The 26362-nt window shown below is 42.9% G+C and carries 19 protein-coding genes and 1 pseudogene; 10 read left to right on the top strand and 10 right to left on the bottom strand.

Annotation, left to right across the window (positions count from 1 at the left end):
* Positions 1-16: 16 nt before the first annotated feature.
* A pseudogene (locus CLV51_RS29910) lies at positions 17-118 on the bottom strand (hypothetical protein); the annotation flags it as partial.
* Positions 119-318: 200 nt separating this feature from the next.
* On the opposite strand from CLV51_RS29910, the gene CLV51_RS12340 reads away from it, so the two are divergent.
* From CLV51_RS12340 to CLV51_RS12320, 5 genes are all read left to right on the top strand, one after another.
* Positions 319-1005 carry a VIT1/CCC1 transporter family protein gene (locus tag CLV51_RS12340; protein ID WP_106528330.1) on the top strand — a complete coding sequence of 229 codons (687 nt, stop codon included), beginning with the start codon at positions 319-321 and terminating at the stop codon, positions 1003-1005.
* 54 nt (positions 1006-1059) lie between these two features.
* Entirely contained in the window at positions 1060-1485 is a 426-nt protein-coding gene (locus CLV51_RS12335; protein ID WP_106528329.1) for a PepSY-like domain-containing protein, read from the top strand.
* Between the two features lie 62 nt (positions 1486-1547).
* Positions 1548-2789: a TolC family protein gene (locus CLV51_RS12330; protein ID WP_106528328.1), complete on the top strand. Its 1242-nt coding sequence runs from the start codon at positions 1548-1550 to the stop codon at positions 2787-2789.
* Between the two features lie 8 nt (positions 2790-2797).
* The gene (locus tag CLV51_RS12325; RefSeq protein ID WP_106528327.1) at positions 2798-3718 is read left to right on the top strand and encodes an efflux RND transporter periplasmic adaptor subunit; all 921 of its coding nucleotides are present in this window, start codon (positions 2798-2800) and stop codon (positions 3716-3718) included.
* A 5-nt stretch (positions 3719-3723) separates the two neighbouring features.
* Positions 3724-6777, top strand: a complete 3054-nt coding sequence (locus tag CLV51_RS12320) for an efflux RND transporter permease subunit (RefSeq protein WP_106528326.1) — start codon at positions 3724-3726, stop codon at positions 6775-6777.
* Between the two features lie 4 nt (positions 6778-6781).
* Here the strand turns inward: CLV51_RS12320 and CLV51_RS29110 are convergent, their stop codons facing one another.
* The gene (locus CLV51_RS29110; protein ID WP_158266985.1) at positions 6782-6949 is read right to left on the bottom strand and encodes a hypothetical protein; all 168 of its coding nucleotides are present in this window, start codon (positions 6947-6949) and stop codon (positions 6782-6784) included.
* 42 nt (positions 6950-6991) lie between these two features.
* Between CLV51_RS29110 and mgtA the strand changes: the two genes are divergently transcribed.
* The 4 genes from mgtA to CLV51_RS12300 all read left to right on the top strand — a co-directional run bounded on the left by mgtA (position 6992) and on the right by CLV51_RS12300 (position 16341).
* Positions 6992-9529, top strand: coding sequence for a magnesium-translocating P-type ATPase (mgtA, locus tag CLV51_RS12315; RefSeq protein WP_245898697.1), 2538 nt, complete (start codon positions 6992-6994; stop codon positions 9527-9529).
* 37 nt (positions 9530-9566) lie between these two features.
* Positions 9567-13349, top strand: a complete 3783-nt coding sequence (locus tag CLV51_RS12310) for a hypothetical protein (RefSeq protein ID WP_106528324.1) — start codon at positions 9567-9569, stop codon at positions 13347-13349.
* Positions 13350-13550: 201 nt separating this feature from the next.
* Positions 13551-14066 (top strand): DinB family protein, encoded by a 516-nt coding sequence (locus CLV51_RS12305; protein ID WP_106528323.1) that lies wholly within the window; start codon positions 13551-13553, stop codon positions 14064-14066.
* A gap of 148 nt (positions 14067-14214) precedes the next feature.
* The gene (locus CLV51_RS12300; protein ID WP_106528322.1) at positions 14215-16341 is read left to right on the top strand and encodes a type IA DNA topoisomerase; all 2127 of its coding nucleotides are present in this window, start codon (positions 14215-14217) and stop codon (positions 16339-16341) included.
* A gap of 53 nt (positions 16342-16394) precedes the next feature.
* Here CLV51_RS12300 and CLV51_RS12295 read toward each other — a convergent pair whose 3' ends face one another.
* The 7 genes from CLV51_RS12295 to CLV51_RS12265 all read right to left on the bottom strand — a co-directional run bounded on the left by CLV51_RS12295 (position 16395) and on the right by CLV51_RS12265 (position 22739).
* On the bottom strand, positions 16395-16769 hold the full coding sequence (locus CLV51_RS12295) for a VOC family protein (protein WP_106528321.1): 375 nt from the start codon (positions 16767-16769) through the stop codon (positions 16395-16397).
* Between the two features lie 98 nt (positions 16770-16867).
* Positions 16868-17662 (bottom strand): helix-turn-helix domain-containing protein, encoded by a 795-nt coding sequence (locus tag CLV51_RS12290; protein WP_106528320.1) that lies wholly within the window; start codon positions 17660-17662, stop codon positions 16868-16870.
* Between the two features lie 95 nt (positions 17663-17757).
* Positions 17758-18597 carry an oxidoreductase gene (locus CLV51_RS12285; RefSeq protein ID WP_106528319.1) on the bottom strand — a complete coding sequence of 280 codons (840 nt, stop codon included), beginning with the start codon at positions 18595-18597 and terminating at the stop codon, positions 17758-17760.
* A gap of 83 nt (positions 18598-18680) precedes the next feature.
* Positions 18681-19583, bottom strand: coding sequence for a helix-turn-helix domain-containing protein (locus tag CLV51_RS12280; protein WP_106528318.1), 903 nt, complete (start codon positions 19581-19583; stop codon positions 18681-18683).
* A 314-nt stretch (positions 19584-19897) separates the two neighbouring features.
* Positions 19898-21451 (bottom strand): sulfatase family protein, encoded by a 1554-nt coding sequence (locus CLV51_RS12275; RefSeq protein WP_106528814.1) that lies wholly within the window; start codon positions 21449-21451, stop codon positions 19898-19900.
* Between the two features lie 94 nt (positions 21452-21545).
* Positions 21546-21986: a nuclear transport factor 2 family protein gene (locus CLV51_RS12270; RefSeq protein ID WP_106528317.1), complete on the bottom strand. Its 441-nt coding sequence runs from the start codon at positions 21984-21986 to the stop codon at positions 21546-21548.
* Between the two features lie 210 nt (positions 21987-22196).
* Positions 22197-22739 carry a TetR/AcrR family transcriptional regulator gene (locus CLV51_RS12265; RefSeq protein WP_106528316.1) on the bottom strand — a complete coding sequence of 181 codons (543 nt, stop codon included), beginning with the start codon at positions 22737-22739 and terminating at the stop codon, positions 22197-22199.
* Between the two features lie 136 nt (positions 22740-22875).
* Here CLV51_RS12265 and CLV51_RS12260 point away from each other — a divergent pair, with 136 nt between their 5' ends.
* A complete protein-coding gene (locus CLV51_RS12260; RefSeq protein ID WP_106528315.1) occupies positions 22876-25563 on the top strand; it encodes an alpha-L-rhamnosidase in 2688 nt (895 codons plus the stop codon).
* Here CLV51_RS12260 and rpiA read toward each other — a convergent pair.
* Positions 25551-26252 carry a ribose-5-phosphate isomerase RpiA gene (gene rpiA / locus CLV51_RS12255; RefSeq protein WP_106528314.1) on the bottom strand — a complete coding sequence of 234 codons (702 nt, stop codon included), beginning with the start codon at positions 26250-26252 and terminating at the stop codon, positions 25551-25553. The genes CLV51_RS12260 and rpiA overlap by 13 nt on opposite strands.
* Positions 26253-26362: the final 110 nt, after the last annotated feature.

Genomic DNA, 26362 nt, shown 5'->3' with positions numbered 1-26362 from the left:
TAATAATGCACTTTTATTACCAGTGCATCATCATGGTTGTTTCAATTTCCTCCAGCGTTTGACCCTTTGTTTCCGGCATCACCCGCAAAACAAAGATCAGCTGCAATACCATAGTGACAGAGAAGAAAAATCATACTCAGTAAAATTCAGCAGATAGATACTTAATAATAATATGCTGCCTGATTTTCGCACTGGGCAAAGTGTAATAACTGAGATTGATAAAAAGTTATCAGAATTTATTCAGATAACGATATCTGTTTGTAGGTTTGCAACTATATCAAAGAATATTCATAACTTATTCTCAAACCCTCCCCTAAGATGCATACGGAAGAACATTTAAAAAGCTCGGATTTCATAACAGACATGGTTATAGGCATGAGTGACGGGTTAACAGTTCCTTTTGCCCTCGCAGCGGGCCTCAGCGGGGCCGTGACTAGCAACGGCATTATCCTCACCGCCGGCATCGCCGAAATTGTAGCCGGATGTATTGCTATGGGCCTCGGTGGTTATCTCGCCGGGAAAACAGAACTCGAACATTATGAAAGTGAATTAAAACGGGAATATGAAGAAGTAGAAAGCGTGCCCGAGAAAGAGATGGAAGAAGTAAAAGAAATATTTGCCGAATACGGTTTAAGTATGGAAGCACAAAACCTGATTGCATCGGAATTGTCTAAAGACAAAACAAAATGGGTCCACTTCATGATGAAATTTGAACTCGGTCTTGAAGCACCACATCCGGACAGGGCCCGGCAAAGTGCCCTTACCATTGGCATCTCCTATTTTATAGGGGGCTTACTGCCATTATCTGCCTATCTTTTTACGGATACGCCTCAACGTGGATTAGTAGGATCAACCATCCTCACTATCATCTGTTTATTTGTATTTGGGTATTTCAAAAGCAAGGTAACCGGACAGCCGCCGGTAAAGGGTGCTTTAAAAGTAACGATGATTGGTGTATTGGCCGCTGCTGCTGCGTTTGGCATTGCTAAACTGGTAGCATCATAATGCTACAGAAGTAACACAGAATTGCGTTTTACTTTTGTTGAAAATAAAATAATCATGAAGAACTACGCAATTATCGGATTAGTGCTTATAAGCGCATCCGCTTTCGCACAAAAAATTGATCAGTCAAAAGTACCCGCCCCTGCAAAAGCGGCTTTTGCAAAAAGTTTCCCGGCTGCTACCGGCGTTAAATGGGAACTTGAAAATAAAAATTACGAAGCAGGATTTAAAGAAAACGGCAAACACATATCTGCTGTATATGATGCCAAAGGTACCTGGATGGAAACAGAAACTGCTATTGCCGTTACTGCATTACCAAAAGCTGCTGCTGAATACGTAGCTTCCCATTACAAAGGTGCTAAGATCAAAGAAACAGCAGAAATAAAGAAAGCAAACGGAGATATCAACTATGAAGCTGAGGTGAATGGTAAAGATGTGATTTTTGATAGCAAAGGAAATTTTCTGAAAGAACAAAAAGGTTAAGTAAAGACATTTAAAAAATGTTGCAATAGCCTTCAGCAGATGATTAAACCAATACGTGATTGATGAAACAAAAAGGGATTTTACTAATACTCATCTTCTTTTCGCTGCATGCATTTGCTCAGGAAAAGAATTTGCACTATTACCTGGATCAGGGCAAACAGAACAGTCCCCTGCTGAAGGACTATCAGAACCAGATCAGAGCAGCACAAATAGATAGCCTGCGCCTGCGCGCCGCTTACGGGCCGCAGGTAAATGGCGTTAGTAACAGTACCTATGCACCAGCCGTTCGCGGTTGGGGATATGATAATGCTATTACCAACGGTGCCCAGGTAAGTGCGCTGGTTACAGCCACTAAAGAATTAAACGGCAAAAAAAACCTCAACAACCAACTGGCGGGTATTGCGATACAAAACCAGGGAACCCGGAATACGGCCAGAATATCTGAACAGGATCTCAGAAAAAATATTATTGCGCAATATATCACGGCCTATGGCGACTGGGAGCAATATAATTTCAACAGCAAAGTATTAACGTTGTTGAAAGATGAGGAAGTTATCCTGAAACAACTCACAAAAACGGGTACCTATAAACAAATAGATTATCTGACTTTCCTGGTTACACTGCAGCAACAGGGATTACTGCTAAAACAACTGCAAACTACCTATCAGAACAACTTTGCACAACTGAATTACCTCTGCGGCATCGCGGATACCGCCCTAACACCTTTACCGGACCCCGCACTGCTGATGGATCATTTACCTTACCTGGAAAACACGATATTTTTTCACCAGTTTGAGATAGATAGCCTGCAGCTGAGCAACAGCGATGCACAAATTAATTTAGCTTATCGCCCTAAGGTCAATCTCTATACAGACGGTGGCTTCAACTCTACCTTAGCGCTGGACCCCTATAAAAATTTTGGTGTAAGCGCCGGCGTTAGTTTGTCCATTCCCATTTATGATGGAAAACAACGAAAAATGCAGCACAATAAAATTGCTATTTCCGAACAAACACGGAAAAATTACCAGGAATTTTATTCGCGGCAATATTACCAGCAAATACAGCAGCTCTCGCAGCAGTTACAGTCTACCCAACAACTGATTGAGCAGGCCAATACACAGATAACTTATGCTGATGGCCTCATGCAGGCGAACAGGCAATTGCTGGTACACGGAGATGTACGGATAGCAGATTATGTTATTGCTATCAACAACTACCTGAATGCGAAAAATATTATCACACAAAATATTGTAAATAAATACCAGCTGATTAATCAGATTAATTACTGGAACAGTGCTAATTGATACAAGCCATGAAATTATTACAACTGCTCAGCGCAACACTGCTCGTTATTACCTCCTCCTGTCATACCAATGCTCCCGCAGCAGAAGAAAAAACTGCGGCAACAGGCACGCCGGTAACAGTAGCCAATCCGGAAACCGGTAACATGGAAGATGCAGTTGTACTAAATGCGACATCTTCTTTTTTATTAAAGACCTATGTGAAGGCAGTAGCCAATGGTTATCTGCAGGCTGCTAATATAAAACTGGGACAACACGTTACCCGCGGACAACTGCTGTTTTCACTGAAAACAAAAGAAGCGGAAAACCTGGGTAACACCATCAACAAACTCGATTCTTCTTTTCGTTTTACCGGGCTTATTCCTATCAAGGCTCCCGGTAACGGCTATATTACACAGTTAGCTACGCAGGCCGGCAACTACGTACAGGACGGAGAACAGCTGGCTACCATCTCTGATGATAACAGCTTTGTATTTGTACTCAATCTTCCTTACGAACTCACCGCCTACATACCCAAAAACAATACGGTAGAAGTACTGTTACCGGATGGTCAAAAGCTGCCCGGCCACATGGAATCACCGTTACCTACAGTAGATTCCGTTTCACAAACACAGAACTATGTCATCAGGGTACATACCACAAAACTGATTCCTGAAAACCTGATTGCCAAAGTACGACTCCTTAAATCGCTGAAACCTAATGCAGTATTTGTTCCTAAAGCAGCTGTACTTTCCAATGAATCGCAAAGTGAATACTGGATCATGAAAATGCTGGACAGCACCACCGCTGTAAAAGTGCCGATTCAGAAAGGAATGGAATCGGATAATAAGATAGAAGTATTATCGCCGCCATTAACGGCACAGGACAAAATCCTTATCAGTGGTAACTATGGCTTGTCCGATACCGCCACCGTCAGCATAGTAAATAAATAACAGGTATGAAAAATTTCTTTCTCGCATATAAAAATCCTGTTACCGTATTACTGGTGATTATCATAGCAGGTGGGCTGTTTACTTATGGTAAAATACAGTCGGCACTCTTTCCGGAGATCACTTTTCCAAAAATAAAGATCATAGCAGATGCAGGTCAGCAGCCGGTCAATAAAATGATGATCACCGTTACGCGGCCGCTGGAACTGGCTATCAAGCAGGTGCCTGATTTAAAATTGATCCGCAGTACTACCAGCAGGGGTAGTTGCGAAATATCTGCCTACATGGATTGGCAGGCAGATATCAATATCAGTCAGCAACGTATTGAATCCAAAATCGGGGAGATCAAAAATGTATTACCGCCGGATATACAGATCAATGTGGAAAGGATGAATCCTTCCATACTACCGGTTAGCGGCTATACGATAGAAAGTCCTGACCGCTCTCCTATTGACCTGAAATACCTGGCCACCTATACTATCAAACCGTTCCTCTCACAGGTGGAAGGGGTGTCTGAAATCCGCGTCATTGGTGGCAAAAACAAGGAGTATTGGGTGCAGCTGAACATGCAGAAAATGAATACGTTTGGCATCACCCCGGATATTATCAACACTGCCCTTAACCAGACCAACTTCATTAAATCCAACGGATACCTGTCGGATTACCGGCTGCTGTACCTAACGGTAACGGATGCACTGGTAGATACAAAGGAGAAACTTAATAACCTTGTTGTCAGCAATAACGGCAAACGTATTGTTACGCTGAGCGACATAGCAGATGTGGCTATCCGCGAAGCAAAAGAATACATTAAAGTAAATGCAAATGGCAGGGATGGTATCCTCATTGCAGTGATCAAACAGCCCAATGCCAACCTGGTGGACCTCTCCGACCGCATGCAGCAGAAAATCAATGCGCTGAAAAAAACATTGCCGGCGGATGTGAAGATCTCACCCTATTATGTACAGGCTGATTTTGTAAAAGATGCTATCAAAAGCGTAACCGACAGCTTGTGGATCGGGTTATTCCTGGCCATCATCGTAGCTATCATCTTTCTACGATCGCTCAAAGCCAGTGCCACTATACTTATTACCATACCAGTTACCTTACTGCTTACGCTGATTGTATTATACGCTACAGGACAAACCTTTAACATCATGACGCTGGGCGCCATTGCTGCGGCCATAGGATTGATCATTGATGACGCCATTGTAGTGGTGGAACAAATACACCGGACGCATGAAGAACATCCGGACGAACCTACAACTGTTCTTATTCAAAAAGCGATCAACTACTTATTCCCGGCAATGCTGGGATCTTCGCTCAGTACCATCGTTATCTTCCTGCCATTTTTATTGATGACAGGTGTAGCCGGCGCATATTTCAAAGTGATGACCAATACCATGATCATCACCCTGGTATGCTCCTTCCTGGTTACCTGGATTGGGTTACCGGTTATTTACCTGCTGCTCACCAATACCAAAAAAGAGCGTACTGCTGCCAAACAGGTACACCAGGGACATGATGTAAAAAAACAACGCTGGGTTACCTGGTTCATCACCCGCCCATGGGTGAGTGGTATATTCATTGTTGGACTGGTACTGGCTATTGTGTTTATACTGCCCCAACTGGAAACGGGCTTTTTACCGGAGATGGATGAAGGTAGTATTGTACTGGATTACAGCTCCCCTCCCGGTACCTCACTGGAGGAAACCGACCGCATGTTGCGGCAGGTAGAAAAGATCATTACCGCTATCCCGGATGTAGAAGCCTACTCCCGGCGTACGGGTACACAAATGGGGTTCTTTATCACAGAGCCTAATCGTGGTGATTATCTTATTCAGTTAAAAAAAGGCCACAAGGCTACTACCAATGCGGTAATTGATGCGATACGTAAACAGGTAGAATCCACACAACCCGCGCTGCGCATAGATTTTGGCCAGGTGATCGGAGATATGCTCGGGGATCTGATGACTTCTGTACAGCCGGTAGAAATAAAAATATTTGGTAACGATCAGCAAAAACTACAGGAATTATCCAAACAGGTAGCCGCATTGATCAGCAAAGTAAAAGGCACTGCAGATGTATTCGACGGCATCGTAATTGCGGGTCCGTCTATTACAATGGAACCTAATAGCAAGCTGTTGGCGCAATACGGTATAACACCCGCCAACCTGCAGTTTCAGCTGCAAACAGCCCTGGAAGGAAATGTATCAGGCGCCGTGTTTGAAAAGGAGCAACTGTCTAATATACGACTGGTATATCCGGGCAGCACTGCATTGAATGTAGCAGATATTAACCGCCTCCAGATCTTTTTACCGAATGGCAGACTGCGACCTATCAATGATCTTGCGAACGTAAAAGTAAATACCGGTGAAGCAGAAATAGCGCGGGAAAATCTACAGTCTATGGGCATTGTTACCGCCCGGCTGGATAACCGCGACCTTGGTTCTGTAATGAAAGAGATCAGCCAGAAAGTAACCGCAGAGATACTGTTACCTCCCGGCTACAGCATCACCTATGGCGGTGCATATGCAGATCAGCAACAGTCCTTTCATGAACTATTGCTGATACTGATTACTGCCAGCTTACTTGTATTTGGTGTCATTTTATTTCTCTACAAAGACTTTGTAGATGCACTGATTATCCTGATGGTGGCCGTATTAGGTATTGCAGGCAGTTATATTGCCTTGTACATTACCCATACACCGCTGAACGTAGGCAGCTACACTGGCTTGATTATGATTGTGGGCATCATCGGAGAAAATGCCATCTTCACGTTCTTACAGTTCAAAGAATCGATGCACCATACACAAAACGCAGACGAAGCCATTGTATACGCTATATCCACCCGTTTACGCCCTAAACTGATGACTGCCTTAGGCGCTATCATTGCACTGATGCCTATTGCACTGGGAATTGGTACCGGCGCACAATTGCATCAGCCTCTGGCTATAGCCGTGATAGGTGGTTTCATACTGGCGTTACCGTTATTGCTGATTGTATTGCCCAGCATTATGCGGATACGTTATAAAAAACGAGCTACCACGCCATCATCTCTTTAAAATATTAACTGAATTTAAAAACACCACAAAAGAATATCAATAAAAACAATACAAACTGAACCAGGTAGCAGATATGCAGACTCCTTCTCACTTTTGCGAGGCGATCTGCAATACTGCTGTCCTGGTCCAGTATTAGTAACCGGCCTTGTTTCAATCCCAGAGAGCGTAGCATAAATCCATTGTATGCCCTGTATTTTAGCTTATATTTATAAGCATGAAAACGGGCACTCCTATGGATAACAAAAACAATTGCTGGTCAAAGGATATCCCCACAGTATTGCAGGAACTAAATGCAACACCAGCGGGACTAACAAATAGTGAAGCAGAAAACCGGCGGAAAACATACGGACTAAATACCATTCAGTCCACCAAACGCCAAACGACCTTTTTATTGTTTTTAAGCCAGTTTAAAAGCCCTATTACCATCATCTTACTATTGGCAGCTGCACTGTCTTATGCGTTGAGTGATAACACTGATGCTGTCATTATCGTCATCATCGTATTACTCAGCAGTATGCTCGGCTTCTGGCAGGAAAAGGCCGCCGGTAATGCTATTGCGCAGCTCCTGGCAATGGTACGCATCAAAGCTACCGTGATACGGAATAATAAAAGCGGAGATATACCCGTAGAAGAAATTGTGCCGGGAGATGTGATACTCCTCCACGCCGGAGACTTAATCCCTGCAGATTGTTTAATAATGGAGTCCAGCGAATTATTTATAGATGAAGCCACTTTTACCGGTGAAACGTTTCCGGTAGAAAAGCTACCCGGTGTTTTGCCGGAAGATACGGTGCTGGCTAAACGAACCAACGCCTTATTCATGGGTAGTCATGTTATCAGCGGCACCGCAAAGGCCCTGGTAGTAAAAACCGGTACTGCCACAGAGTTTGGGCATATCAGTCAAAGTCTTAAAACCACTATTCCGGAAACAGAGTTTGCACATGGCATCAGAAAATTTGGTTATCTGCTGATGCAAATTACCATGATCATGGTGATCCTTATTTTCACCACCAATGTAATGCTGCACAAACCCATTTTAGAATCGTTGCTGTTTACACTTGCAATAGCCGTAGGACTTACCCCACAGCTACTACCTGCCATCATCACCGTCAACATGGCCAGTGGTGCACGCAGAATGGCAGCAAAACAGGTAATTGTAAAGCGCCTGAGCTCCATCGAAAACTTTGGCAGCATGGACACCCTGTGTTCAGATAAGACAGGTACCCTAACGGAAGGAAAAGTAAAAGTACATGAAGCTTCAGATTGTTACGGTCAGCAAAACAATGCAGTACTGGCCCTGGCAAAAATGAATTCTACCCTGCAACAGGGATTTAAAAATCCTATAGATGAAGCCATTGCAGCCCTCGATCTGCCAGACTTCCACGAGGCTACCCGGCTGGATGAAATACCTTACGATTTTATCCGCAAGCGCCTCACACTGTTGGTACAAGCGGCTGATCATCCTCCTATGCTTATCACCAAAGGAGCCCTTAACCAGGTTACAGCCGTATGCAACCGCGCACTCAATGCTGCAGGTGCAGTAATCCCTATTGAAGGCTTGAGCACACAGATCCAGCAAACGTATGAATCGCTCAGTGCTAAAGGCTACCGCACATTAGGCATCGCATACAAGGACTGGAAGAACAACGGCATCATACATAAGGAAGATGAGAAAGAAATGATCTTCGCCGGATTTGTATCCCTGTATGATCCGCCCAAAGCAGGCATAGCAGATACGATCAATGAATTAAGGGCACTGGGTATCCAATTAAAAGTTATTACAGGAGACAATGCCCTCATCGCTAAAAATATGACCGGGCAAATTGGTATGCCCGACGCAGTTATTCTGACAGGTGCTAAAATGCGATTGATGAGTGATGAAGCATTGCTACACCAGGTACTGATTACAGATGTATTTGCCGAAGTAGAACCTAACCACAAGGAACGTATTATCCTGGCCCTCAAAAAAGCAGGTAAAGTAGTAGGTTATATGGGAGATGGTATTAACGATGCATCTGCCCTGCATGCCGCAGATGTAGGCCTGTCGGTAGATAGCGCTGTAGACGTAGCAAAAGAAGCTGCTGCTATCGTATTGCTTAACCAGGACCTGAACGTACTGCTGGAAGGAGTAAAAGAAGGCCGGCGCACCTTTGCCAATACACAAAAGTACATCTTCATGGCCACCAGCGCTAACTTTGGCAATATGTTCAGCATGGCCGGTGCTTCGCTCTTCCTGTCTTTTTTACCTTTGTTACCCAAACAGATCCTGCTGACCAACCTCATGACAGACCTTCCTGCTATGGCACTGGCAGCAGATACCGTAGACGATGACTGGATCAGCAAACCACGTCGCTGGGATATTGGTTTCATCAAACGTTTTATGCTCACCTTTGGTATCCTTAGCTCTGTATTTGATTACCTCACTTTTGGCGTGCTTTTATTATGGTTTAAAGCCGGAGAGCAGGAATTTCAAACAGGCTGGTTTATTGAGTCCGTCGTATCCGCCACATTAATTGTACTGGTGGTACGCACCCGCAAAAGGTTTACACAAAGCAAACCAGGTAAATACCTCTTTGCTGCCACCCTGTTTGTAGCATTGTTTACATTGTTACTACCATTGCTCCCATTTGCCCACCTGCTGGGCTTTGTAGCTGTACCGCTCAAATTTTACCTGGCAATGCTGGGCATTGTTGCGTTATATATTTTATCAGCAGAACTGACAAAAAAATGGTTTTACAAGAACTATCAGTAAAACAGTTGTGTTATCCATGGGAATCTATATACAGTAAATGAAAATATCTTCCAAACAAAAAAAATGGATTAAATGGCTGCTGATACTGCTGCTTATTCGCATAGTAGCAGGTGGACTACTTTACTATATAACCGTATATAAGTTCAAAGAGATTGCAAAATATGCGGTAAAAAAAGAATCAAACGACACCTACGAATTTGATGCGGGAGATATTGACGTTTCCCTCTGGAATAAAAATATAACACTGAATCATGTTATCCTGTTTTGCAAAGATACCCTGCACGCAGATTCCCATTATGATGTGAAAATACCCAGGGTATATCTTTCCATTCAATCCTGGAAGGACCTGATCTTCAATAAAAAATTGTCGGTAGACAGCTTGTCTATCCTGCGCCCGCAGCTCATGATCCATGAGCATGTAGCCCGCAAAAGTATACAGGGAAATTTTCAGCTGTCTAACATATTAAATAACCTGGAAAACACCCTGCAATATGTAAATGCACGCATTATTCATTTACAGGATGGATCTTTTACCTATAGTAGGCTCAACGGACCAGCAGCTCCGTTGCATGTGGATCATTTCAATTTCTCCATCGTCAATTTCTCCAGCGTTACCAGTTCCGATAATCATATACTGGGCTCTGATGATGTAGATTTTTCTTTTGATAACCAACAATGGATACTCCCCGATGGCAGGAATACCATCAGTTTCAAACGGCTGCATTTCTCAGGCAGGAAACAGGTATTTGAATTAGACTCCTGCACCATTTTTAGTGCCGCCACTCCGGATAAAGGGGAAATGTCGCTGAATGCAGATAAATTTTATTTCAGCGCCAGGCACCTCCCCGCTATTTACATGCGGGAAGAACTGTTGATAGATACCCTCGTATGTATAAAACCGGTATTAAAATTTCCTGGTACCAAAACCACTGCTAAAGGCAGCCCCAAAACAATAGACAGCATTTCTACTGCATTGTTCAAAAAAATAAATATTAAATATATCACCGTAAAAGACGGTGCATTATTACTCAGGGGAAATACCACTACCGGCAGCACGCAGAAAACAAATGTAAGCATCTACAACCTCACTATCATGCATGATAGCACCCCCGCTATCAGCACAGACAGTATTCAGTTAAATCTCAATAAAATAAAATTCTATTCACTGGATAGTATGTTTCAGTTAACTGTAGATGAATTTACATTACACCACAACGATGTAATTTTTGAAAATGTAGTGTATGAGCCTACTCCCATGAACCATACCGGTAAAGGCTTAACCTTTGTTGCCCCTATATTGCTGCTCAAAAATGTGAGCCTGGAAGAGCTGTTGAGAAAAAGATTAAAAGCCGATGATGCAGAATTGCACCAACCCCGCATCACTTATTTAAATAAACAAAAGAGAAAGATCAAAGCAGCAACAGATACAACTGTAAAGATGGCTGCCTTTTATCAGACCCTGCATGGATTAAGTGAATTAATACAGGTGAATAATTTCCACATCACTGATGGGAATGTTAATTTCAAATTTTCCGGGAAATCATCCATGGTATTAAGTTTAAAAAGTGTGAACACAGATATTTTATTGCATAAATTTTTCATGAGCGATTCACTGGTAGATATAAAACACGCCATGCCTGATCTGCATATTAAAGAAGTGAGCATACAATCTGATAAAATAAAAGTATTGGCCAGCAACTATGTCTTTGATGGCCTCCATCGTCAGAACAGGGGAGAAAGACTGGAAGTTTCTCTCCCAAACGGAACTATCATATCCGGCAAACACTTCTACTGGGAAGTGTTTGACTGGGATGTATTTCAAAAAACAAAAGATATACAAATAGATGTGCTGCGTATCGGCGAATTAAATATCAATGCCCACAGTACTCCTGAAAAGCCACACTCATCCAAAAACCTGCCTGTTATCCGTATTGCCAGGCTGGATATCAACAACCTTCAGTTTCACAATGCGGGCATCGGCATACAAGCTCATTTCAACGCTACTAACATATCATTGAGTAATATCCGCACAAAGCAGCAATTTATTACCTGGGCACGCGCTGCCGGCCAGTTCTATAATATATCCATAGATAACGAAAAAATGAAAGCTACCAGTGCTGCCATTATTTTGAACAGCAATGGCACAACCAGGATTGAAAATGTAAATGCAACCATTCATAACGCTAACGGGTATACTAAATTACAGGCGCCTGTGCTAACGCTGCAAACCAATATTCACACCACAGATGTCCGCCACCTCGCTATTCACTCCCTTACAACAGATCAGCCGCAAATAGAGATATACACCACCGGAACACCTGAAAAGCAACAGCAAAAAGCAGTGCCACTACACATCACTATGGATAAACTGTTAGTAAACAATGCTGATGTCCACTATACAAAAGTTAATATAAAAGATACTACTAGCCTCCATACCAACATAACGGTTACTGCCAATGCCATGCACCTCAACAGCGACCGGCTACTGCAATACAACAACGCCGCCATTGACATCACACAGCTGCAATTAAACAACAACACCACCGCACTCACTATACCACAACTAACACTATCCCTGGCTAAGGGCCACATCACAAAAGATAAGGCCAATCACCTGGTATTTATATCGAACGTTTCATTAAAATGGAACAATATAAATATGCACCTGCGCAAAGCCGACAGCATGGAACTCGCTATTGAAAGGCTTTCCGGCATGTTTAATGATGCCGGCTTTACCTTCTGGCAACAAAGTAAACTGCCATGGCAAACATTTGCAGATAATACCACCATCATTGAAGGAGGCATCTATTATAAAAACAGGAAAATAAATATACAGGCACGCTCTTTTAGCCGGGACCCGGTACAAAACACTTTTCACGTATACGACTATAGTGTAACACCTAATTTAAGCCCGGAGGAAACCTTCCGCATTACAAAGTGGCAGCGCGATTACATCACCGTGAAGGGAGCAGCACTCACTATCAGTGGTATCCGCTTTAATCATCTCCCTACAGATACTACTATTACTATAAAAAAGATCATAGTAGACAAAACAGCTTTAACTACGGCCAGGGATAAACGAATTCCGTTTGAACATGGCATAGAAAAAGGGATGCCTACCAAATTAATTTACACCATCCCTTTTGCGCTGCACGTAGATTCTATTATTGTGCAACAGTCGGCGGTTACTGTGAATGAGTCATCAAAGGCCAACAACAAGTGGGCAGCAGTACCCATCACCGATATTACTGCTTCCATCACCAATTTCGGTAACACTTATACTGCAAAAGACAGCCTATTAGTGGTTGCCAGTGGAAGGTTACTCGATAACCCCATTCACTATTTTTCTTACAGCGAATCCTATGGAGATTCCTTGTCCTCTTTTTACGCGCAAAGCTACCTGGCCCCTATACAATTAACTGATTTCAATTCCGTAGCTATTCCTATGGCAGCGGTAAAGGTGAAACGTGGTTATGCAGACACTATCTATTCCAACTGGTCGGGCAATAAATACGCCACATTGGGCACCATGAATTTCTATTACAACAGATTGAATGTGCAGGTACTGAACAAAAAAGACGCCACCAAAAGAGGGTTCATGGCCAACCTCAAAACATTGCTGGTAAATGCTATCCTGCGCAACGCCAATCATACACCTTCCCGCATATTTTTTATCCGTGACACAGAAAAATTCATTTTTAATTATTGGGTAAAAGCGGAAACATCAGGTATGGTAACAGCCATGGGAGTTAAAAAGAACAAGAAATACCTGAAGAGATATAATAAGGTGGCAAAGCAGTATTCCTTGCCGAAACGTTGAATGTCCGTCCTGATATAAATTATAGCATACTATCATTCGTTTTAGGAGGTCCCGGATAAAACTGAAATTTTTACGGTTATCAACTTCTTTTTCAAAGAAATTCTTTACAAATCCCGTAGAATTTGTTGAAATTTGTCCGCATGTTGTACCCTCAAATCACTATCACTTTATTTTTAACATATCTTAATAACACAAGACGTTATGATTAATGCTTTAAAAGAAAGTCTGTGGAAACAATTCGGAGCAAGTATCGATACGCTTAAAAATGCTATAATACTATGGCCGGAAGAATACTGGAATACCAACAAAAAGTTTTTTTATAATGCTTATCATTGCTTAATATTTCTGGATTACTACCTGACAGTTCCGCCCAAAAACTTTTCTTCACCACTACCCTTCACCATTGCAGCACCTGACGATGTAATAGACGATGCAATAGGCGATGTAATACCAGACAGCATTTATAGTAAAAAGGAATTGCTTGACTATCTGCAATTAAGCCGTGAAAAATGTCATAAGTTAATCGCAGGCTTGACAGAGGAAAAATTAAAAGAACGATGGATAGAGGAGCCAGGAACTATGAATTATTCTGTGCTGGAAATATTACTTTATAACATGAGGCATGTTCAACATCATGCAGCACAATTGAATTTCATTTTACGGCAAGAAATAAATAATGCGCCGGGTTGGATTTCACAGGCTGAAGATGACTTGTGATTGGCTTTTCATAAAATAAAGGGCTATTGTTTATGCCCATATAAAAACAACGGCTTGATGCCTTTAATTATCGCGTCATCCGGTAGAAAATACCTCCTGCTCATTTACAACTATTTATACGACATTTGTTACCCAATTTTATGCTATTATGAAAGTTTGCATTGCTGAAAAACCAAGTGTGGCCAGGGATATCGCAGAAGTGATCGGAGCAAAACAACGCAAAGATGGCTACTACGAAGGCAATGGCTACCAGGTCACCTGGACTTTCGGGCATTTCTGTACCCTGAAGGAACCGCATGATTATTTTGAGCAATGGAAATTCTGGCGACTGGAAGATCTCCCCATGATCCCGCCCAGCTTCGGTATTAAGCTGATTGAAAACTCAGGTGTACAAAAGCAGTTTAAAATCATTGAAACACTGGTACAGCAATGTGAAGAAGTAATTAACTGTGGGGATGCCGGCCAGGAAGGAGAACTGATCCAGCGCTGGGTATTGCTGAAAGCAAAATGCGCAGTACCCATAAAAAGGCTATGGATCTCCTCCCTGACTGTGGAGGCTATCCGCGATGGTTTTCTTAAATTAAAAGAATCTGATCAATATAATAACCTCTACGCGGCAGGTAGTGCCCGCGCTATCGGCGACTGGCTCCTGGGCATGAATGCTACCAGGCTATTCACCAAAAAGTTTGCGCAGGGAAAAGTAGTATTGTCCATCGGGCGCGTACAAACCCCTACCCTGGCGATGATTGTACAGCGCCAGAAAGAAATCAATGCCTTCGTATCGGAAGACTACTGGGAACTGAAAACCATTTACCGGGAAACAGAATTCACCGCTACCATTGATCGTTTGCGCAATCCGGATAAAGCTGCCAAAGGGCTCGCTTATCTGAAAGAGCATCCGTTTGAGGTCACTTCTTTTGAAAAGAAAGATGGGAAAGAAGGAAATCCCCGCCTGTTTGACCTCACGGCCTTACAGGTGGAAGCAAATAAAAAATTCGGCTTCTCAGCAGATGATACCCTCAAATACATTCAAAATCTGTATGAAAAGAAACTGGTCACCTACCCAAGAGTAGATACCACGTACCTCTCCGAAGATTTGCATCCAAAAGTGGCGGGCATCCTGCAGGACCTGACACCCTACAGTGCACTCACAGCGCCATTGCTGGTCAATCCCATTCCAAAGCTGAAAACAGTTTTTGATGATAAAAAAGTAACGGATCACCATGCCATCATCCCTACCGGGATGCATCCCGGTGGCCTTCCGCTGGAAGAGAAACGTATTTATGACCTGGTAGCCCGCCGCTTCATTGCGGCCTTTTATCCGGAATGTAAGATCTCCAACACTACGGTGCTGGGTAAAGTAGGCCAGGTACCTTTTAAAGTAACGGGCAAACAAATCATTGAGCCAGGCTGGAAAGAAGTATACGCCAATGATGTGAAAGAGAAAAAGGAAGGTGAGGAAGAAGAAAAAATACTGCCTCACTTTGTAGCCGGAGAAACCGGTCCACATACACCCAGGGTACATCAGGGGAAAACATCTCCTCCCAAAGCCTTTACAGAGGCTACTTTGCTGAGAGCAATGGAAACTGCCGGTAAACAGGTAGACGATGAAGAAATGCGTGAAGTATTAAAAGACAATGGCATCGGCCGTCCATCTACCCGCGCCAACATCATCGAAACATTGTTCCGCAGAAAATATATCGAGAAGAAAAAAAAGAATATCTATGCCACACAAACCGGCATGGACCTCATTGATACCATCCAGACGGAACTACTGAAAAGTGCTGAACTCACCGGGCAGTGGGAACGTAAACTGCGCTTAATTGAAAAGGGCGAATATGCCATGGAAACTTTCAAGGATGAGTTGATACAGATGGTAGTAGACCTTACAAAAGAAGTAAAAACTTCCAGTTATAAATTCATCACGATAGCGCCAGATCCACCGCCTGTAGTAGAAGAGAAAGAAAAACCCAAAAAAGAAGCGAAGCCTAAAGCTCCTAAAAAAGCCGTTGGCGTAGAAGAAATGCAATGCCCCAAATGCAAAGAACATTTGCTGAAGAAAGGCAACACTGCTTATGGCTGCGCCAATTTCAAATTATGCGGCTTTAAAATACCTTTTGAAATACTCGGTAAAAAACTAAGCGACAAACAAGTCGCTGATTTGCTGAGTAAAGGAAAAACCACTAAAATAAAAGGGCTGCAAATGCCCGGTAGTAGTGAAGAAAGAGAAGGTAAGCTGGTATTGGGTAAAGATTTCAATATTGAAGTAGAATAGCCAACTAAAGTCGCAGTAGGGTACGGTCTGCAACTTTAGTTAACCAGGCGTAGCTATACTGTTGTTGTAACCCACCAGGTATTACCAAATGGATCAGTAACCCCACCGCTGCGGCCATAGGACTGATCTGTTACTGGCATGACTTCCGTTGCGCCTTCGCTGATTGCCTGTTTAAATGTTTCATCTGCATTCTCTACATGAATGTACAAACCAGCATTCTGTACACCCCAATCTTTACTGGTTTGTCCCATCATAATAGTGCTGTCACCGATCGTTATTTCGGCATGCATAACTTCGTTGCTGCCTTCTCTGTTATGGCGCATTTTTTCTTTGGCGCCAAATACTTTTTGGGTAAACTTAAGGAAGCCTTCAACATCATTTAATAGTAAATAAGGCATTACGCGCTGGTATCCTGCTGGAATTTTCATAATATTCAATATTTAATTGTTAGATCTGGATACAAAGTTGCGAAGAGTGCTGTTAATAAAATTGGAAAAAACCGACATTTTAAGAAGATGATGTGTTGTTAGTCCATCCAATTCGTAGCGCCACAAAGCCCGGAGAAATATTGTTTAGGATGCATTCCTGAAAGTGCCTTAAACTCATTAATAAAATGTGCCTGGTCATAATAACCACAGTTAAGGGCTATTGTTCCGAGGTTCTTAACGGGTTGATTATAGTAAGCGATGGCAGCCTGAAAACGGACAATACGTGTAAAAATCTTAGGGTTAAGACCGGTATAATGTTTAAACTGTCGTTCAAATTGTCGTTCAGATAAATAATACTGTTGCGCAAGTGCTTTTATGCTTGTTTCCGGATTTTTATGAATGATATGTTTTACAGCTGCAAAAACAGGCAGGTCTATGGTATAGTTAGCAGCAAGACGGGTTTCTGTAAACCGGCAAATGATTGCTATCCGTTCAGCATTATCTTTCGCGAGCATTATTTTTTCCTCAAGGTCTGCTCCATCTGCTTTTAAAACGGTCTTTAAATCAATAGCTACATCCTTTAATTCGGTTGCCGGCATTCCAAACAGCAGCGGTACAGCATGCGGATAAAAATAAACACCAAATATACCAAAGCCTGTATCTACAACATATTTCCTTCTTACCTCTGTAACTCCCTGTATGCCGGAAGAAAACGATTTTTCTGTTTTGCCGTTTGGCAGCATTTCATCAAATGCTCCCTGATAATGAAAAAGCATTTCCGCACAAGCATCTGCCATGCCAAAGTGAGTATAAGCCGAATCACTTTGCAATTCCCAAAAAAAACGGATGATATGGGCCAAATGCTTTGGTGGTAGTGTGGTTTGGTAATTCATCTGTATAAATTTACAAAAACCTTTTCTTATTACACATAAAAGCCGCAGGCGATGCCTGCGGCTTTTATGTGTAATAGCTGTCTTCTATCAATCTGTTATGCCTCTACCGCGGTAGCGACTGTTACCTCTTTCCAGGTTTCCAGGTCTTCTTTTATGGCAGCTATTTTCTGATATGCCATATTATATGCATCTTCACCCAGGAACAGGTGCAGTGGTGCTTCGGTGGCATCGGCTACTGTAATCAGGGCAGCAACTGCCTTTACCGGATCACCGGCCTGATTGCCGTCAATACTATGCTGATGTGCATTTTGTGTATCCCGTACTTCTTTATATGCAGCTATCTGATTGGCTGGAACCCCCAAAGAGCCTGCAGAGAGAAATGATGTTCTGAAATAACCAGGCGATACAATAGTTACCTTCACACCAAATGGTTTTACTTCAGCTGCCAGAGATTCTGAAAAACCTTCTACCGCAAATTTGGTAGCGCAATAAATACCGAATCCGGGGAAATTACCATTGAATCCGGCGATGGAGGAGATGTTAAAGATATGTCCGGATTCCTGCGCCCTTAAATAAGGCATGGCTTTGCGGATCACATTCAGAGAGCCAAACACATTCACATCAAAACTAGCGCGTGCTTCCTCATCTGATAATTCTTCCAGGCTGCCTATCTGACCATAACCGGCATTGTTTACAACTACATCAATGCTGCCAAAATGTTTTACAGTTTGGTCAATAGCATCACCTACGCTGTTTTCATTGGTAAGATCTACCGCCAATGGGAGAAAGTCGTTATTGGTGGCTACTTTGCGCAGATCAGCTATATTACGGGAAGTGGCAGCTACTTTATATCCTTTGTCTAATAATTGTTGTACCAGTATACTACCTAAACCTTTGGAGGCGCCGGTTACAAACCATACTTTTTTGTTACTCATAGTTTTGTGCTTTTTTGTTAACACAAAAGTAGATCACAAAACATCACTGGTTATTACGTCAATCAAACCAATTATTGCAAAATTCAAACAATTCTGAAAGAACCGGGTGTAACGCTGGTTTGCTTCTTAAAAAAGTTATTAAAATGCGCAGGTTCTTCAAAACCAAGGGCATAGCTGATTTCTGAGATATTCCAGTTGGTATGCTTTAATAAGGCTTTAGCTTCGCTGGTTAGTCGCTCAGAAATGTGTGTGGTGGTGGTTTTACCGGTAGTTTCACGGATAGCGCGGTTCAGATGGTTAACATGCACCAACAGCTGTTTCGCAAAATCATTGGCCGACCTTAAAACAAAACGTTGCGCCGGCGACTCTATAGGGAACTGCCGTTCCAGCAAATCAGTAAAGACAGCCGTAATACGCGACTTCGCATCTGCGTGTTGATACAGCGTTTCAGAAGGCTGCATTTTAAGCGCATAGTGAATAATTTCTGTCAGATAGTTCCTGAGAAGGTCATATTTATAGAGGTAATCAGAATTGATTTCTGCCAGCATCTTCTTAAACAGCTGACTTATTTCTTTATCCTGCGTTTTGTTTAATATATAGGTAGGTCTTCCTCCTGGCGCCATCATAGGCAGTTCATGAATATTACCTCTTGATTGCTCCGTAAAAAAAGATTCTTTAAAAATGCAGAAATAACCGCCATACTCGCCGGATAAAGATTCCCAGGAATAGGGCACCGTCGGATTAAAGAACATCAATGCGGTACCTTTTATCTCCACTGTTTTATCCGCATAATGAAACAGGTTATGACCCCGCACCAGGCTCACCTTATAAAAATCACGACGGCTATACTTAACCGTTAAGCTGCCATCTACTATACAGTCTTCCAGCCGGAATACATTAAAATGCCCGATGCCCTGTTGCAGGTTCTCCGGCAGCCAATTGAATTTCTGCTGATAGAACTCTTGTAAAGTTTCAGTTTTCTGCATGGAGCAAAGTTACAAAATTCAACCAGGATTGAAGCGGGTATTGTCTGAACTGTGATTTTTATGATTAGTATGATTATCCTGATGAGCGGAGATTTTAGCGGGTATTGTCTGAACCAGGATTTTTAAGATTGAATGGATTACCCTGATGGATGCCGGAGATCAAAGAGAAGATTTTCGCGAATATCTTCGATATAAAACAATATAACACCCATCAGGGTAATCCATTCAATCTTAAAAATCCTGGTTCAGACAATACCCGCTAAAATCTCCGCTCATCAGGATAATCACAAAAATCATAAAAATCACAGTTCAGACTATTCCAATCCCGCAATCACTTCATTATCCTTGTACTGCTTCTTCAATTCCACCAACCTTTTCTTCAATAAGGCAATCTCTTTTTTATAAGCCGGGTTGCTATAGCTATTATTTACTTCCTGCTTATCTTTCTCCAGATCATAAAATTCCCATTCTTTATTTTCATAAAAATAGATGAGTTTATAACGATTGGTACGCACACCTACATGTTTAGCCACGTTATGCACACCTACTTCGTAATAATGATAATAGATCGCATCCCTGAAAACGCCTTTCTGCTGTCCTTTTAATACCGGCACAAAACTCTTACCCTGCATGGAGGCAGGTATTTTAGTACCTGTCATATCAAGGATCGTTTCTGCATAGTCCAGGTTCATCACCATGTCTTCAGATACCTGTGTAGTATTGGTTACACCGGGCCAGCTAACAATGAGCGGGGTACGGAGCGACTCTTCATACATAAACCGTTTATCAAACCAGCCATGTTCTCCAAGGTAGAAGCCCTGATCAGATGTATAGATGATGATGGTGTTTTTGTCCAGCCCGTTTTCTTTGAGATAAGTCATCAGGCGGCCAACATTATCATCTACAGATTGCACGCAGCGCAGATAATCTTTTATGTAACGCTGGTATTTGTAGATGTCCAGCGCTTTTCCGCTCAGGTGTGCTTTATGAAAAGCATCATTCCCTGGTCCGTAGGCCTGGTTCCATTTTTCTTTTTGGGCAGGCGTAAAGCGGTTGTAAATGTATCTCCAGTCACCCGACAGCCCCTTTATAGAGTCTGGTAATGCTGAATATAATTTCAGGTCATATGCCGGGTCCATGTGGCGTGCAATGCTCATTTCCTGCTCATGCGCGGCCCTGGTGCGGGTGCTGTAATCATCGAAATAGGTAGCAGGTACCGGGAAAGTAGTGCTGTCAAATAAGTGATAATACTTTTCTTCCGGCATCCAGTTGCGGTGCGGGGCTTTTTGCTGGTAGATCAGAAAAAAAGGTTTATTCTTATCTCTCTTATCCAGCCAGGTCAATGCCAGGTCTGTGGTGATATTGGTCACATAACCGGGTATTTTTCTTTGTACTCCCTGCTCAATAAATTCCGGGTTGTAATAATTTCCTTGTCCCGGTAGAATGCAGGAATAATTAAATCCCTGTGGTGCAGTGCCCAGGTGCCATTTCCCAACAATCGCCGTTTGATAGCCGGCTCCCTGCAATATGCGCGCTACCGTATTTTGTGTGCTGTCAAATTGCCGGTCGTTATCAATCATACCATTGAGGTGATTGTACTGCCCGGTAAGCATGACGGCTCTGCTGGGGCCACAGATAGAGTTGGTTACAAAGGCGCGGTTAAAACGTACACCATGCTGCGCCAGCGCATCAATATTGGGCGTTTTATTCAGGCCATATCCATAAGCACTGACAGCCTGGTAGCCATGGTCATCACTCATGATATAAATAACATTCGGGCGACTTTGCTGGCTCTTTGCAGCAAAGGCCGACAGCAGGCATATGCAGATGCCAGGTATTAACTTGTGAATAAATCGGGTATACTCCATTGTGCGGTTGCCTATATAGTAAATATGATGGTTATTCGCTTTCAGAATAAAAGTAATAAAAAAGCCCGCATTTATATGCGGGGCTTTTTTTATCTTAACAGGCCAACAGTATATCTTCCTTATCACGAAATTTCCTGTCTTTATAATTTATAGGAACATCATTGATGGCGGCTAATCTACGTTGCATAAGCCCATCCGCATTAAACTCCCATAGCTCATTGCCATATGAGCGGAACCAGTTACCTGCCTGATCATGCCATTCATATTCAAAGCATACCGCAATGTGGTTATCGGTGAAGCTCCAGAGTTCTTTCTTCAGTTTGTAGTCCAGTTCTTTCTCCCATTTTTTTGTGAGAAACCGGATTACTTCCTCGCGGCCGTTAATGAACTGATCGCGGTTCCGCCATGTTGTGTCAACAGTGTATACCAGCGATACCCTTTGCGGATCTTTGCTGTTCCAGGCATCTTCAGCGAGTTGTACTTTTTGAAGGGCAGTTTCTTTTGTAAACGGAGGGAGTGGGAATTTTTGTTCCATGATTATATGGTTTTAATAATTATTAATTAGACAGATCGATCTGTCTATTTTAGTGATAAAAAAAGACAAAAGATGATCAGTCCCTTATTACTATAGCTTATAGCAACAGGATATTAAACCTTTCCTCTTTTGTTTACTGAAACAAATGTATAACGAATATTTCAAAAATAGACAGATCGATCTATCTTTTCTAAAATTATTTTCCCAGCCTCACAACAACCCGCCCGCCATTTTCCTGGCTTCCATCACCGGCCATTGATTGCGGAAAAGCTGGCTTTCCACAATAGCAGATTCAAACAGCAGGTATATATGGTCTTTCACAGACTGCTTCTCTTTTGTGAGGATATCCCCCAGGAAGGCACGCAGGTCTTTCTTATGATCCTGTATAATATTCAGTACTGCCACATCCTTCTCCGTAGTTTCAGACAGGATATTCAAAAAAGCGCAACCCCGGAAGTTCTCTTTCTCATTAATATCCAACAGGAAATCAAAAGCGGCCAGTATCTTCTCTCTGGGCTTATTAACACGGTCTGTGAATGTTTTCAGCGCAGCAAACCAAACATCATGGCGGTGGTTCAGAAACGCCATCAGCAGGGATTCCTTGGACTCATAATGCAAATACAAACTTGCCCGCGCCACACCGGCTTCCTGGATCACCTGGTTGATGCCGGTTGCATGATAGCCCTGGTTATAGAACAACTCAGTGGCAGTATCCAGTAATCGCTGCTTTGGGTCACTTACCTTTTGTTTCATGGTGTAAAGGTACTATTAATTAGCAAAAGACAGATCGATCTATCTTTATATCCGCTCACATAAATACTGTGAAAAAAACAATTCTTCCACTACCTTGTCAATCCGACACTAATTATTTAACTGAACAGCAACGAGCATGCATGCAATATTCCGGAAACTCTTTCTGCACCTGGCTTTTATACTCAGTTTTGCAATAACGGCACGAGGTCATGCACCTTGCACCCCTATTGATTTAAAGTGCGAATACTTAGTAACGCCCCTGGGCATTGACGCAGCTCATCCGCGACTGTCCTGGTTATTGGCAGATACCCGCACAGGTGCAAAACAAACGGCCTACCAGATCCGCGTAGCTACTGATTCACTATCACTGAAAACAAATCCGGCATGGACCACCGGAAAAGTAACTGCTGCCAACATACTGGCTGTATACCAGGGAAAAACATTGCAGCCCTTTACACGGTATTACTGGAGCGTGGAGGTATGGGATAAAGACGGCCGCCCGTCACCCGCTACCATCACTTATTTTGAAACAGGTATGATGAACAGCAGCAACTGGAAAGGCGCCTGGATAAGCGATGGAAATGATGTTAAACTAAAGCCCGCAGCCAATTTCAGGAAGGTATTTACAGCGGCCAAAACAATACAATCGGCGCGTGCCTATATCGCGGTGGCAGGTTTATACGAGTTATATATCAACGGCAAAAAAACAGGCAATCACCGCCTGGACCCCATGTATACCCGGTTTGATCGCCGCACCTTATATGTAACATACGATGTTACGGCCTCCCTGCAAACCGGGAAAAACGCCATAGGCGTGATGCTGGGCAATGGCTGGTATAATCACCAGTCTACCGCAGTATGGAACTTCCACGAAGCGCCATGGCGCGGCCGCCCCGCCTTTTGTATGGACCTGCGCATTACCTATACCGATGGCACGGTTGAAACCATCACCTCCGGCAAAGACTGGAAAACAGCCACAGGACCGGTTATATTCAACAGCATTTATACAGCAGAACATTATGACGCCCGCCTGGAACAACCAGGATGGAATACCACCGCATTTGATGACAGCAAATGGAAGGACGTGATTTATCGCTCCGCTCCTTCCTCCAACATTGTATCCCAACAACTACACCCGATTGAAAATGTGGAAGAAATTACTGCGAAAAATATGGTGCAGTTGAACGACAGCACCTGGGTATTTGACCTGGGCAGAAATATTGCCGGCGTTAGTAAAATTCGTGTAGCCGGCACCGTGGGTACTATCATAAAACTCAAACATGGTGAACAACTGGATAAAAAGGGACATGTAGATCAATCCAACATCATTGTGCATTATCGGCCAACAGATGATACCGATCCTTTTCAGACAGATATTTTTATCCTGAGTGGTAAAGGAGAAGAATCATTTATGCCCCGTTTCAATTACAAAGGATTTCAGTACGTGGAAGTGACCAGCAGCAGACCTTTGCAGCTCACAAAGGAAAGCCTGACCGGTTATTTTATGCACAGTAATGTACCTCCAACCGGGCATATCAACACCTCCGATACCATTATCAATAAATTATGGTGGGCCACCAATAATGCGTATCTCTCTAACCTATTCGGCTATCCGACTGATTGTCCGCAGCGGGAAAAAAACGGATGGACCGGCGACGCACAAATAGCCATTGAAACAGGCTTATATAATTTCGATGGCATCACCATCTATGAAAAATGGCTCGCGGATCATCGCGATGAACAACAGCCTAACGGTGTGTTGCCTTCCATTATTCCTACCGGTGGCTGGGGATATGAATGGGGCAATGGCCCCGACTGGACCAGCACCATTGCAATCATTCCATGGAATATTTATTTGTTTTATGGAGATACAACACTCCTCTCCCGTTCCTACGATAACATGCACAGATATGTAGATCATATTACGGAGATAAGCCCGGATGGCTTAACTACATGGGGATTGGGCGACTGGGTGCCGGTGAAATCCAAAACACCGGTGGAATTTACCTCCTCGGCATACTATTACGCAGATGTATTGATATTGGCAAAGGCTGCAAAAATATTTGGTAAGCAACCAGATGAAATAAAATATAAGGCACTGGCAGATAAAATAAAAACAGCTTTTAATACAAAATACCTTAACACCCGCACAGGCATGTATGGCGAAGGTGTACAAACAGAATTGAGCGCAGCATTGTATTGGGGCCTTGTACCGGACTCCATGAAAAGCAAGGTAGCCGCCAATCTGGCCAAACGGGTAGCAACAGATAACTTTCACCTGGATGTAGGTTTACTCGGCACTAAGAGCATCCTCAATGCACTGAGTGAAAACGGTTATGCAGATGTGGCTTACAAAGTAGCCGCACAACGTACCTTCCCTTCCTGGGGTTGGTGGATTGTAAACGGTGCTACCACGCTGTATGAGAACTGGGATATTACCGCATCATCTGACTTGTCCCGCAACCATATTATGTTTGGAGAAATTGGTGCATGGCTGTACAAAGGCCTTGGAGGCATTAAGCCCGATGAATCTGCACCCGGGTTTAAAAACATATTACTGTCTCCCAATTTCGTGGAGGGACTGGATCACTTTGCAGCCAGTCATGAAAGCCCTTATGGCGAGGTGATTTCTTCCTGGGAAAGGAACGGTGTTACAATTTCTTATGCGGTAACAGTGCCTGCCAACGCTACAGCTGATATCTTTTTTCACATCTCTCCCAAACAAAAAATATTTGAGAACAATAAACCCATTGTTACACAGGCAACCAGCCGGGGGCTATGTTACAAAGTAACTGCAGGCACCTGGCAATTTCAGATAAAATAAGCAGGATCTTTTTTGATCACTTCTACTCCTTTCTTTCCCGCTATGATGGCGGCATGTGCCATGTTGTAAAAAAGGGAAGTTTCCAGTATACCGGGGATTTCTTTCAAACGATGATTGATGCTGTCTATTGGCGGGAAAGCGCTGAACCATATATCGATGAGCAGATTACCATTTTCGGTGATCACCGCTCCATCTTTTTTATTACTCAACCGGATAACAGGATTAGCCAGCGAAAATAATTTCTTCACTTGTTTTATTACAAAAGGTACCGCCTCCGGTATCACTTCTAATACTATCGGAAACGTAGTGTAGAGCTGTGTTACATATTTTGAGCCATCGCCAAGCAAAATGAATTTATCTGCCATAGCAGCCAGCAGCTTCTCCCGCGTGTGAATACCACCGCCACTTTTCAGTGCATTCAACTGATGATCAAACTGATCACAACCATCAAAATACAGATCAAGATGGGATACTGATGCAATATCTTTCACCTTAAATCCATACTCCTGCAACAGCTGCTGCGTGTTAAAAGAAGAAGTGACTGTAGTGATACTTTCCAGCAGGGATGCCTCTTCCCGCAAATAATGAATGAGGTGTGCAATAGTGGAACCCGCACCCAGACCAATGCTGCTGCCGGGTTTTATATAGTCTAATGCCGCTTTTGCAGCCACTTGTTTCAGATCTTCCATATACCAAGTATTGAAGGATAAAGATCTGGTTAATTGTTGAATTGTAAAATTACAAGTGATGAAAGTAATCTGCCGGCAGGCAAAAAAATTTTTGCATATCGAATATTTTT

This window comes from Chitinophaga niastensis (assembly GCF_003014755.1).
GTDB lineage: Bacteria > Bacteroidota > Bacteroidia > Chitinophagales > Chitinophagaceae > Chitinophaga > Chitinophaga niastensis.
The sequence above is the reverse complement of the archived record's forward strand: the minus strand, read 5'-3'. Positions and strand labels throughout refer to the sequence as shown.